Origin of the sequence: Kriegella aquimaris, from assembly GCF_900103215.1 — a bacterium.
Lineage (GTDB): Bacteria > Bacteroidota > Bacteroidia > Flavobacteriales > Flavobacteriaceae > Kriegella > Kriegella aquimaris.
Window position 1 is genome coordinate 177106 of record NZ_FNGV01000010.1, and the last position, 13473, is coordinate 190578.

The 13473-nt window shown below is 36.4% G+C and carries 9 protein-coding genes; 4 read left to right on the plus strand and 5 right to left on the minus strand.

The features are described from left to right. Positions 1–4: 4 nt before the first annotated feature. Genes BLS33_RS25205 through BLS33_RS17790 form a run of 3 tightly spaced genes read right to left on the minus strand, consistent with a single transcriptional unit; the run spans position 5 to position 3076 of the window. Complete coding sequence (locus tag BLS33_RS25205) at positions 5–604, minus strand: acyltransferase (RefSeq protein ID WP_089892708.1); 600 nt, start codon at positions 602–604, stop codon at positions 5–7. 56 nt (positions 605–660) lie between these two features. Continuing rightward, positions 661–1887, minus strand: a complete 1227-nt coding sequence (locus BLS33_RS17785; RefSeq protein ID WP_089892710.1) for an oligosaccharide flippase family protein — start codon at positions 1885–1887, stop codon at positions 661–663. Further along, entirely contained in the window at positions 1877–3076 is a 1200-nt protein-coding gene (locus BLS33_RS17790; protein WP_089892713.1) for a hypothetical protein, read from the minus strand. The genes BLS33_RS17785 and BLS33_RS17790 overlap by 11 nt, the downstream gene beginning before the upstream one ends. 1381 nt (positions 3077–4457) lie before the next feature. Between BLS33_RS17790 and BLS33_RS17795 the strand changes: the two genes are divergently transcribed. The 3 genes from BLS33_RS17795 (at position 4458) to BLS33_RS17805 (ending at position 8320) form a co-directional block, all read left to right on the plus strand. After that, complete coding sequence (locus tag BLS33_RS17795) at positions 4458–5714, plus strand: WcaI family glycosyltransferase (protein ID WP_089892715.1); 1257 nt, start codon at positions 4458–4460, stop codon at positions 5712–5714. Between the two features lie 213 nt (positions 5715–5927). Then, positions 5928–7250, plus strand: coding sequence for a phenylacetate--CoA ligase family protein (locus BLS33_RS17800; RefSeq protein ID WP_089892718.1), 1323 nt, complete (start codon positions 5928–5930; stop codon positions 7248–7250). 17 nt (positions 7251–7267) lie between these two features. Beyond that, positions 7268–8320 (plus strand): sugar-transfer associated ATP-grasp domain-containing protein, encoded by a 1053-nt coding sequence (locus tag BLS33_RS17805; RefSeq protein ID WP_089892721.1) that lies wholly within the window; start codon positions 7268–7270, stop codon positions 8318–8320. A gap of 9 nt (positions 8321–8329) precedes the next feature. Here the strand turns inward: BLS33_RS17805 and BLS33_RS17810 are convergent, their stop codons facing one another. Further along, positions 8330–9235, minus strand: coding sequence for a glycosyltransferase family 2 protein (locus BLS33_RS17810; protein WP_176801434.1), 906 nt, complete (start codon positions 9233–9235; stop codon positions 8330–8332). Between the two features lie 240 nt (positions 9236–9475). After that, a complete protein-coding gene (locus BLS33_RS17815; protein WP_143017640.1) occupies positions 9476–10615 on the minus strand; it encodes a polysaccharide pyruvyl transferase family protein in 1140 nt (379 codons plus the stop codon). Between the two features lie 939 nt (positions 10616–11554). Here BLS33_RS17815 and BLS33_RS17820 point away from each other — a divergent pair. Next, a complete protein-coding gene (locus tag BLS33_RS17820; RefSeq protein ID WP_176801435.1) occupies positions 11555–13108 on the plus strand; it encodes a glycoside hydrolase family 16 protein in 1554 nt (517 codons plus the stop codon). Positions 13109–13473: the final 365 nt, after the last annotated feature.

Genomic DNA, 13473 nt, shown 5'->3' on the forward strand with positions numbered 1-13473 from the left:
AATTTTATGATTTCATTTCTTTAATTACCTTACAAGGGTTACCCGCGGCTAAAACGTTTGCAGGTATATCTTTAGTTACGACACTATTTATCCCAATAATACTATTTTCTCCTATGGTAACGCCTTTCATAACTACGACTCCGTAACCCAACCATACATTATCGCCTATAAAGACCGGTTTTGGACCAGAAACTCTTGGGTCATCTAAATGCCAGTCGCTATCTGTTATTAATACATTCGCACCCACCTTAACATTATTTCCAATTACAATTTTAATGAAGCAACCAATTGACACGCCACTAAAACCAGAATTGGAACCAATTTGTAATACAGCATCTTTTTCAAAAGTTGTTAACATACACTTATGACGAATTCCAATTCTATTTGATGTAGTTCTAGAATTAAAACGACAGTTTTCATCGATTTTTATTATAGAATCATTTGCCTTTTTAAAAGAGGTCCAACCTCTAAAACTGCAGTTATTTCCGAGTTCAACCCCTATTAATTTTAAATAACCGCACTCAATGGTTGAAATAAGATAATTAAGGATGTAAAATCTTATGAAATTTATTTTATTGAAAGTTTTATTTATTATTTTACTCATTGCACTTACTTTAGATAAAAAACAAACTAATCCTTTTTAGCCCCATATACAAATCTTTAGTACTCAAAAGTTGTTGATTGATTTTGAAATATCTTATACCCAATAAACATCAATAAGAAATAGACCATACCGGCCAAAATTTTGGTTATCAATGCTCCTTGTATGTCAAAATATTTAATAAAAAAGTAGTACCCCAAAACATTTACCAAGCCAACTATAAAAGCGCCATTACGTATTATACTCCCCTTACCTTTTGCATATAAAAAACGATTGAACAAATCGCCAAATCCGTGCAATATACTCCCTAGGGCTATAATCCTAGAATAATAAATGACATCTGTAAAACCATTGGGATATAATAAGTTTACCGTTGGAACAATCAAAAAGTAAAAACCTATATAACTAGCTAATGAAAGCCCGCCAGTAAACCAAAGTACCTTTGCATCAATTTTTGTTGCGTTTGCAAATTTTTTAAACATTGTTGTGCCGACAATAGAAGGTATCATTAACAGAGGAGTACAAATTGTTATGGCTAATGTAAAAAAGCCAACCATTTTATTGTTTAAAAAATAACTTATAAAGATAGCTCCCAAACTTTGGGTTGCTACAGCAGCTAAACTACCAATATAAACTTTAAAACCAAATTCTTTATTTTCTTTTATAATTCTTTTAAATACAGTCTTATAATCACTAAATATTGGCTTAATAGCTACAACAATCAATAAAGTTGTAAAAGCCATGGCGCCATAAAACAATGCAACAGTCAACCGCACATCTATCCTTTCTAAAAAAAACAAAGACACTAAAAAAATACTTGATGGAATTATTTTCAATAGGGATAGTAAACCTATACGATTACTACCCTGTAATATTTGAATAAGACTATTATTGAGTAGTAGGAAAAAAACCAAAATCCCAAAATAACGAAAGAGCACGTTGAGATTATTATCAAACCAATCTCCTTGAAAAAAGGAAAACCCTATAATACATACCGTGGCAAAAAAACCATATAATATTACCATTAAAATATTGGCCCCGTATAAATTTTTTATCTCAAACTCATTATTTTCATGTGCCAATAAGCGCGAAATGGAGTAAAATACCCCTAGGGTAAAAATAACAACAACTAAATTTAACACCATCTGGAAAAATTTGAAATCCCCATATTTTTCAGGGCCCAACAATCGAGTCGTTAATATACTTACACCAACCCCCAACATAAGACTTACTATTGTAGCACCGTAAAGCGAAAATATTTGAACTAAATTTTTATTAAATCGCATTTTTAAATCGCATTTTAAGTTTAATCACATGTAATAGAAATCCCATACTAAAACATAAGACAAAATGGTACAAACTGGTGCTTATTGATACATACACGCCAAAGCCTAGTAATGCAAGTATCCATAAAAACAACATAAAAGCAACAGCTTTTATTTGTGGGTTAACTTTCTTTTTAAATAGAAATGTATACATAGGCTTTATAAAAAGCATTAAATAGATGCATATTGGAACCACACCCGCCCACCAAGCTGTCAGTAGCACTTGATTATCTAACCAGCCATATTCTCCTATACTTGCATAATTCCAAGTTGAATTAATACCTGCCCCCCATATAAAATCGTAAAAGCTTATATCTGCTAAAAACAAAAGTATTTGTGTACTTCTCGTATCATCATTTCCTCTTTCATTTAATAAATTTATTGCATGTTCTATGGCTCCTATTTGTGGAGCAAGATAAATTACCCCTATAAAAACCACTAATAGCCCTAATATCAGACAACCTATTTTCTTTTTAAGTACCACCCTCATAAAAAATAAAAAGACTAGTACGTGAATCAATAAAAATGACCGTGTGACAATAAGTAAACTAAAAAGAAAAGAGAGCCCGAAAATACTTAGAGAAAGTATTTTATATTTTTTATAATTAAAAAATAAAATCAATGGAGAAATCCACACTAAATTAACTGCTATTAAGCGCAATTGCATTTGAGCCGTCATTCTATCAAACCCCCCTCCTAGTTTTAATGTATTTATAATGCCACCAATAGCTAAAGCTAAACCAATCCATAGTAAAAACTTCATTATTTTAAGAAAACGAGGTGCTTTTGCCGCAAATAAGACGCTCATTCCTAAATAAGGTGCGACACCCTTAACCTCCATGAAGGAACCGGGATCCAATAAACTCCCTCCTGTTCTAAAATAAACCAATACTACCCAACACAAAAGTAAAAGATAGGCAGACTTGACATATTTGGGAAGCCACTTTCCTTCTGTGAAAAAAGCGAGCGATCCACTCATAAAAAATAAAATATTAGAGATATAACCAACCAAAACCCCAATATGAAAATTTGCATTTTCAATATTAGCCTCCAATTTTTGTTGCGTTATTACTACCGCAATTACTTGTAAAACAAGGGCAATATTCAATAAATTAGTAATAACTACGCTTGTTCTAATACCAGAATTCATTTTATGTTCATAATTGATGAAGGAATATGGTTGAGTTTTTAGTCATTTAATAAACATGGTAACACCTTTTTGAGTTTTCAAGGAACTTTTCTAGCACTTTTTTCCATCATCTTTTATTAGTTCTAACTTTGTTAATCGAGCAGACCTTTAATTTAACAATGGGAAAATCATTTATTTTATTAAGCCTAACTATTTGCTGTCTATTTTTGTCCAAGTTTTTTGCCAAATGTAAGCCAATAAAACCTGTAGCTGCCGTTACTGATAATTTCATTAATCTTAATATTACACTGGGGGAATTAAATGGGTAGTGGTAGATTGTGGAGGGATTTCAGGTCCAACAGTGATGAAATTTAAGTAGGTTGGAAACCTTAAAACTTTCACTTCTTTGACATTACTCATACAAAATGTTGCGTGCTCGAGCGTAATTCTTATTTAAATTTTTTTTGTTTAAACCAATAAGTAAATTGTTTTGCTCCTTTAGCCGAAAGGTGTACTCTATTGGTGGAAAAATTACAAAATCAATGGAGTTACAAAACATGGTTCGTTATAAAATTCAGAGTAAATATAATATATAGACTTTGTTTTTTGACAGAAAGATTTGGAATTTAAAAGTCAAGAAGTTTTGATGGGTCGCTCCATAAACGGACTTTATTAACAATATGGCAATACACCTATGTATTCATTTTTGTAAGCATTTCGACTGCTTGCTTTCATAGTTTTGCCCAATAGTAAATGCCATTCTTCCATATTAATGCATTTTTTCCTCTCCTTTTAATGTCAAGACAGTTTACGCCTAAATCTATGCCATTTTTGTTTTAAAAAACAAGTTGCCCCACGATTCTAGCTTAATCAAAATCATTAGGTATACGATTTTGAAATTTTACAGAATGCTATTTGCAAACTTCTATTTTTTCCATACTAGCCAAATTGATGGGATTCTGGGCTTAAACAGTCAGGACTTAGATTTAGAAATTTGCTTTTTATGAACTCTTTTATTGAGAAATGACCAACCAAAGATTAAATAATTTTCATATCCTAAAAACTGCTGCACAGGGGTCGAGAATGCTTGACATTTTTCTTTTTTTGACTGGAATATCACGTACTTAGCCTTTGATAAACACTAGGAATAAGGCCCGAGAAAGGCTGTATAGGTTAGCATCCAACCATGATGCCAAAAAAGATAGCATATACAATTGTCTTGTTGGATTGGGAATCTTAGATTTTATTAAAAACTCAAAAACACTACTCACTTACTTGTAAAGGTCTAAGGAAAGATTAGACAATGTCGAGGCCCATGCTGTTGTGAGCTAGTGATGAGAATATAGGTTGTGGTCTTTCTTTTTTACCAAGGAATAAGTATTAATGATCAAAACAATTCGATTTGGAAACAATAAAGACAAAACGTATTTTATTTATTGGATATAATTTCTCCCCAGAATTAACCGGAATCGGAAAATACTCAGGTGAAATGATGAAATGGTTGGCTAAGAAGGGTCACCATTGTACTGTTTTAACAGGCTATCCCTACTATCCTTATTGGGAGGTGCAGCAGCCGTATCGAAAAAACCGTTTTTGGTATAAAAAGGAGGTTAAAAATTACGAGTCGGGCGGGCAACTCGAAATACTTAGATGTCCTATGTATGTTCCGAAAAACCCAAGCGGTATGAAGCGCATGCTTTTGGATACTTCTTTTTCCTTAAATGCTCTAGGGCGTATGTTGCCGCTATTATTCGAAAAAAAATACGATTGGGTGATTTCGGTCGCGCCATCCTTTCAGTTTGGTTTGTTGGGGGTGTTATATAAAAAGTTAAAGGGTGCAAAACACTTACATCACATTCAAGATTTACAGATAGAGGCCGCCCAAGATCTAGGCCTTATTCAATCGCCAAAACTGTTAAAAATTCTATACGGTACGGAGCGCTATATATTTAAAAACACCGACATTGTTAGTAGCATTTCTGAGGGGATGATTTCCCGTGTGGAGCAAAAAGCCAATAAACCCCTGCTGTTCTTCCCGAATTGGACAGAAACAAACAAGTTTTTTCCCATTGGGGACAAAGCAACCCTAAAAGAACAGTTTGGTTTTAAAGCGACAGATTGGGTGGTGCTATACTCTGGTGCCATTGGAGAAAAACAAGGGTTGGAGGCTATTCTATATACGGCGAAAGCACTTCGGGCTTATCATCAACTACAATTTGTTATCTGCGGCACGGGACCTTATAAAGAGCGGTTGACGCATATGGCAAAAGAAATGCAGTTGGATAATTTGCGTTTTATGCCCTTACAGCCAAAAGAAGACTTTAATGCTTTTCTAAATATGGCCGACCTGCATTTGGTCATTCAAAAGGAAAAAGCCAGTGATTTGGTCATGCCCTCTAAGTTGACCACAATTCTTGCGGTAGGTGGATTGGCACTTATAACGGCTAACCCGGAATCTGGTTTGTATAAAATCGTTAGTAAATATCAGATGGGCTTATTGGTGGCCGCCGAAAACCAGCAAGCCTTAAACGAAGGTATTTTAAAGGCTTTCCAAAATCAAGAGAATAAGTTGCTCAAAAAGGCCGCCAGAACCTATGCAGAACAATATTTGGCCATCGACGAAATAATGCCAGCTTTGGAAAAGGAAATGTATGTCTAGTTCTTCTTATGGTATTGATACTTTTGTCGATTATTAGTGTCATTTAAACTATAATTTGTAAAAGTTCACTATTCGCGTAGTATGTTTAGGTCTCTTGGCTTATACAACATACTTTTTATCACGGTATTCTGCTAGAGAATTAATGAAATACCAAAACTAAATCAATACTTATTAAGGTTCCCGCCCTTTGGGTGTCGTCAATACGGTTCAATTATGGGTAAAAGCTTCTCGAGAGCGGTTTTTTCGTTTAAAACTAAGGTGTTAAAGCCAAACATCAACAAGCTGTATCAAAACGCCGAAGCTGCTTTGCAGGTAGCGGATATTTCCGAGCTTAATTTTAAAAAACGTCAGAACCTTTTGGAGCACGCATGCATGCATTCTCATTTCTACAAGGAGAAATATGCAGGATTACCCTTTACGGAGGAAGGCATAAAAAGCGAAGAAGATTTTTTTGAAATACCCCCATTAACAAGAGCCGAATTACAGGCGAACTTTAAGACGATTAAGGCTGATAATGTAGGATGGTTACAATACCGCAAGGCCAGTACTTCGGGGAGTACAGGTTTGCCGATTTCCGTACTGCACGATCGTCGGTATCCGGCTATGCTGATCCGATGGCGCATTCAAAGCTGGTGGGGCGTTCAACCTTGGGAAAATCAGGCCTTCGTATATCGGTTTGAAAGATCCTTTTCAGAACGGCTAAAAAATAAAACACTGCTGTGGCCGACCAAGCGCATTTTTTTGGCAGCAGCAGACCTCAATTCAGAGAAAATAAACAAATTTGTTCGTGATTTTAATCGCCTCAAGCCTACCTTGTTACAGGGGTTTGTAGATATCATGTTCGAATTTGCATTGTATTTATTGGATAATAATATTAAAATCCACCCTCCCAAAATGGTTTGGGTTACTTCTGCCCCGTTATTTCAAGAACAACGGGAATTGATGGAGAAGGCTTTTGGGGCACCGGTTTGTGATCAATATGGAAACACAGAAATTTTAGTAATTGCAGCGGAATGCCCCGAGCAAAAAGGATTGCATGTGATGCACGATACCGCACATGTAGAATTTGTGGACGAAAACAATAGGCCCGTACCCCCGAATACTACAGGTAAAATTCTTTTGACCGATCTTACAAACTTTGCCTTTCCTTTGATTCGATACGAAATTGGTGATCGAGGGAGGTATATGGAAAATTCTTGTAGTTGCGGGAGACCCCTTCCCTTAATGGAAAATATAAAGGGGCGCCAGACCGTGAATATTAAGACCCCTTCAGGACTTCTGATACGAGGAGAGCACCTTATGGCCATGTTCGACGGCTATATGAAGGTTTTTAGGGAAATTCAATTGTGTCAAGAAGCCGATTTTTCGGTCTGTATTGATTATGTGCCCAGAAGCGATAATCAAGGAACGAAAGAAATAGAGAAAATGGCGCAATTGCTTAGGCAACGTGCACGCTCAGAGATTGTAGTTACCTATAAGGAAGTACATAAAATACAACGTGTCAATCAAAAAACACCTTTGATTATTAACCGTTAAAAATACTATTGTTGCCGATGCCCCCGAAAGAGAAAGTGAAACTGTTTGCAAAAAAAACGGAAGATAAATTATTAGTAAGAAGGTATCATTATATCTCCAACCGCCAAGCCTTTAAAGCGCTGGAAGAAGTAGAAAAAGATAATGGGAAACTTACGTCAAAATCGAAAAAGATAGTAGACGAATATGCTGTGGATATTTTGGGATGGAAAGGTTTCGCACCTTGGTTGTATGTTTACACAGCAATTAATGGGAGTTTTAAGGAAGGGTGGATACCCGATAACTATTATTTTAAAAAGGTTGTTCCAAAGATTCAGGGGGAGTATGGCAAAATCTCTTTTCTCAAATCGCTGAACAACCTAATTTTCCAAAAAGAAGTGGGGCCAGATATTGTGTACTTTATCAACGGCTTTTGGTTCGGGAGAAATTTTGAAGCCATTTCTACCGAGAAATTAGAAACAGTACTATTTCGAGAAAGGGAAGTAGTTGTATGTAAATCGGATCAGTCTTGTCAAGGTAGTGGTGTCTATGTGATAAGAAAGGAAGAATTTGATTTAAATGCGATACAAAAAATAGGCAATTGTACGATACAAAGTTATATTGAACAGCATCCCTTTTTCAATGCTTTCTTGTCGGATTCAGTGGCTACTATAAGAATGACAACGGTCGTTGATTCTGAAAATAGAATTTCGTTGAGAGCGTGCTATCTTCGTTTGGGAAGGTGTAACGATACGCATATAAAGTCTATAAATCACATTCGCATACCGATTACCATAAAAGATGGCATGCTGCATGAGCAGGGTTATCTTGCGAATTGGAAGGTGGTTTATGAACACCCCGATTCAAAACTATCTTTTGCGGGTAAGTACATACCCAATTATAAGGAATGTGTACAATTGGTACTACAATTACATGAAAGGATGCCGATGGTAAGATCCATAGGATGGGATATCATTGTGGATGCAGCTGGTCACCCAATAGTAATGGAATGGAATGGCTATAGCAACGACATCAAATTTTCAGAAGCCACACAAGGCCCTTGTTTTAAAGATTTAAATTGGAATTTATTATAAAGAAAAGGATCAAAGTTTGATTTGGTAGTTTTCTGAAATAAACTGCTTTACTTTTTCGGTATCGTCGCCACAAGCTTTTTTTATTTCGTAGATCTTGGCATCAACCAGGGTGCGGTACCACCAACCTTGCATAAAATGCCATAAAAAACCTTCTTTGCCCTGCATAAAACCGAATTTAAAAAAATAACGATACATAAAATAGATAAACGAACGCCAGAACAAAGGCATATGGGCATACTTTTTTTTCTTTTCCCTTTTAGACTGCGCGTCGGCAGACATTTCGTATTGTTTGGCTTCTTCGGTTTTAGGTTCGATCAATGTAAATTCCAGATTCAATAATTCAATGGCTTCCCGAATGGCGTAGTTGTTATGCTTCTGTATCCACCAGCCTAAAGGATTTAAGTTATAATCGACAAAATAGCCATCAAATTGAATACTCTTCCCTTGGGTAAGTACAATATGCTCGTCCATCCATCGGTCTTCGCAAACCCCATGTCGATTTCGAAACAAGCGTAGCATATTCATTTGTACCATGCCTTTGGTCATCAGTTTATCCATGAAGTACATCTTACGTTCGAATACCACACCCGAAAAATCAGCCGATAAGTCTGGTATTTTTTGGTTGATTTCATCTATGAGGCCAGTTGTTAAATACTCATCGGCATCTAGCCTAAAAATCCATTCGGTTGTTATAGGAAGGTTTTTCAAGCCCCAGTTGAACTGCTTGGCATGGTTGTTTTCCCATTTGTTTTGGTAGACCTTGGCGCCAAGGGATTCAGCTATGGTTACCGTTTGGTCGGTCGAGAATGAATCGACCAAAAAAACAGTTTCTGAAAATTGTTGTGCATTTTTAATACAGCGCTCAATATGCTTTTCCTCATTGTAGGTTAAGATAATTGTTGAAATAGAATTCATCAGCCTTTAATTACTAGTTTTTAGCGAATTTCGGAGGTTTTTTGGTTTCAGCTTTTCGGCAGTTTGAAAAGGTGGAATCATAGCTATAGATACGTCGCTTTCATTGTCGGACCTAAAGCAAATAACCAGTACATTTATTTACTTAATATAATCCTTGCGCTATTCAAATAACCTAGCAATTTGAATATATATCCGATTTCTTTATCCTTTATATTACCTGATTGTTAAAAACCAAAACCTTTATTTCAATGAATTTTTTAAAAATTCAGTAGAAATACCGATTTGCTTGTCCAATTTCCTTTTAACTTCTTCAAAGTTTATATCATTTAACTTGTCTAAGTTAACTTCATCACCTTCCCGTAAAAGTCGTTCTTTTAGATCAACTACGGTCATCAAACTTTCTTGCCTGCTGTTGTTGTTTTTGCTGGCAGGGGTTATCGTATAAAAAGGCTTTTCAAAAATCAGGGAAAATATACTGCCGTGAAAAGAGGTTGTTAAAACAACGCTTGCCCCACTGTATAGGCCTAAAAACTCTAGTGGGCCAAAATCTCTGATATTTAAAATTTTGTCATCAGGTTCCAAGGGCATTTCATTCTTACAGACGCGAATGATTTTATAGCCTGTCCTTTTTTGAATTTTATAAGCCAATTCTTCGGCATATTTATTTTTCTTAAAAATAAAAAATAAGATATAAGGCTCTTCTGTTTTATAGGGAACCAGTAGCTCTCCCCACTCGTTTTTAGAGAGCAATAACGTTGGATCGACCACGTGCGTGGCATCTTTGTCTGAAATACTTTTGATAATTTTCACACCGTCACTTTCCCTGGTGCTGGTATGATTTAAATTGTTCAACCATTCTTTGTATTGGGGGTGGTATGTTTCGTTTACATGGCCCACTCCGAAACTAGAGGCATACGAAATTTTATTTGCGCTTTCGGGAGCAAAGGTTAAAAAATAGGGGGCCATGTTGGTGCCGTTGTTCGGGTTCCAGACCTGATCGCTACCGACGATATAATTATCATATTCCAATTTAGCGTTGTATAGGTCTGAATAGCTTTTATAAACCGGTGATAACGCTGTGTGCTTTTTATGAAAATCGTCAAATCGTTGCTTCCTTTTTCTTGCAATCTCAGGATACTTGAACGCGCTATATTTGTCCAACCACTTCAATACTAGGTCTTTCAGGCTATTTTTAAATGAGGTTTTTATTAAAGGTTTTGAAAGTTGTTCACTTTTATAATTAGGATTTTTATAGTAGAGATAATTAATGATTTCATTGTCATATCCCATTAGTTTTAGTTTATGGTGCAAAGCAAAGGCCTGTAGTTCGGCGCCATAATTATTAACATTAAGAATGGTAATGATTCCTGTTTTTTTCATTTTGACTATTTGTAAACGTGCAGGGTGCACAGCGTCGTTTTTGACTGGGTTTTTGATGGCTTTCACCTTTCAATTACGGATAAAGATACTATTGTTATTAATACTTGAATGTTTAGAAATTGATAGGTTTTCTTAGGCACGTTATTTTTGAGAACTCTCTTTTTTTCTTGTCTATTTCTTATGAAATATTCATTTTGTTACCTGTGATTATAGCATTCACGCAGGCAAGAATTTCTTAAAAATTGGGATCAAGCCATTTGGAGGGCACAAACGCTGTAGGTGCCAAGAATTTACATTTTCTTCTTCTTTAAGTATTTTGAGAGACATTGAATAAATGGCGTAGACCTAAATCTACTTTCCTTCGTTTGCATTCTTCTAATAGCTGGTTGTGATATACAATATTGATTTTCTTCTACCATTGAACACCCATCATCGATCGATATACCTTTTTAAAGGCATATTCCCTATAGTTAATGGCAAGAACCGATAACCTCTTCGCGCAATAATTTTTTTAAACGGGCAGGCAAGGTCTGTTTTATTACTGTTCAGAGGGTGCCTTTCAGGCTATATTTATGTTAGATGGGGTTTTATTCTTCTGCGATTTTTCTAATTATAAGCATGTTTTTTAGTTTTCTGGTAAAAACAGCTTCATTGAATTTTAATGAAATTCCTTTTAAATACTAAACACTCAATATCACCGTTGAATCATGGTGAATATTGGTTGCCCCCTACTTTAGGGTCTTTGGTAAAGTGATTTGATGATCGCCAGGCCAAAATTTTGACACAATTGAAAAGTGAAATGGAACGGCTTACAAAGACAGTAAATAGTCTAGTAATACCTGTCAAAGTAGCTTAGTAGACTAAGAAACCGAATATCTGAAAATCAGATGATACAAGCATCATCAGCAATATATAAAAATAGGAAACATGCGCATATTTATGAAATATATACTTTTAATAATCTGTATAGCGTCTTGTTCTCAAGATGTTTTTCCGGTGTATCCAGAGGAAGAGAAGGTTGTAGCAGAGGGTATTCTACCGCTATATTTAGAAGAAAAAAGAGTCTTTAAAGAAAATGTACAAGAACAGGCTTCCTTTGTTGCAGATTTTGATTCCGGAACCTTTATGTTAAATGGGAAGAGCGGTACCAAAGCTTCGCTTGTTGACCCCTATAGAATACAACCCAAGGGCACCAATGAAGGGGTTAAAGACAATGCACTGCTGTTTCCCTTAAATGCCCTGGGCGTGACGGGTGATGAATGGACTTATTGGATAGAGCTAACTTTCCCCGAGAATGTTAGCTGGACGGATTATAATTTTTTTGCGGAAGCGGGAACTTTAAATCGCAGTACCCGAATTGTACATCGCATTACTCCCGATTTGCGCTGTGTCTCGGAATTTTATGGAGGTGATGATGCAAGTTATCAGGGAAGCGAACGATCTAGTTTTTCTGTGGGAGGCGGTACGCGAATTCTCATTCAGCAAACAATTGATAAATCTAGTGTGATTACGAAACTTGGTGATGACCCCGTTTGGCAAAAAGAGGGCATTTCATTCATTAGTTTTCAATATTTGGCTGTGGGAGCCGATTTATTGGGCTTTCAAGAGTTTCCGGAAATTAAAATAAATCGTGTACTTGTTTTCGATAAAAAAATCCATGACCCTATTATTGAAAATCAGGGTTATGATGTTTCCGCGTTTACGGAAGAGGTGTTTTTTGATGATTTCGATTCACTTAATTTACGTGCTGGTGCACCGAATAATTATAGGTTCAGTCAAGGTGTCTGGACTCCCCGGTTTTCCTATACTGACAATGAGGTTTCTCCTAAAGGATGGACAGCGGAAGATGCAAATTCCTACAAGGCGGACCCTACCTACAATTGGCCCGATGGATGGTCTCCTTTTGATATTGACAATTCTACACTGAAAATTCGGATGGACCGCACAAATAAGGCCAACCTGATTTCAGAAATGCCGATCAACCCAGCTACGGGCCAGCCTTATGAATGGGCTGGAGGGGTGCTGACAACCAAACACTCCAACACGTTTAGAGCACCTTGTTATGTAGAGGCGCGAATAAAATTTCCGTCGGGGAAAGGGTTGTGGAATGCCTTTTGGCTCTATAATAATTATGATGGGCACAAAGAAATCGATATTGCCGAACAATGGACTGCCGATTTAAAGAGTTATGGAGTGGCACAACACAACTTCAATGGCACCGAGATAATACATGAGGCCTTATTGATGAATACAGGTATTGATCTGACTCAAGATTACCATCGCTATGGGGTAGTATGGGCCGACGGTAAGTTGGTGTTTTTGCTTGACGGCAAAGAAATATACACAATACCAGAACATCGGTCTTTAAGTGGCAGGGCCCTTTATATTATTCTTAACACAAGTATTGGTGGCTATCAGGGAGATCCCGATGGCACCACCCCCGATAGCAACGAGATGTTGGTTGATTGGGTAAGGGTTAAGGTGAGAAAATAAGGACGGTTTTGCTAACTGGCTTTGTGCCTAAACTTGGTCGCTGCAAACAATAAAACGACCATAATTCAATCTATATCGATTGCCTCTGGCAACGGTAGTATTGGCTAATATCTTCGTTTTTGGCGATATATAAAACTATTCCCACCTTCTTGTTTTGAAATCAAAATGGAACCAGAGTGCTGTTTTAATCCAATTTATATTACGACACAGGGATTTTGGCAACCCATGTTGTATTTGAAAGCGTGTAAACCACCCCTAGAATCATTTGTTGGTCAAAATTCAGAACAATTTTAAGGGTGCCGCCGCTCTTTTTTCTGGTCAAATGTTAACATTTTGATTGTTTCGTCGAGTTTTCCTAGATTTTT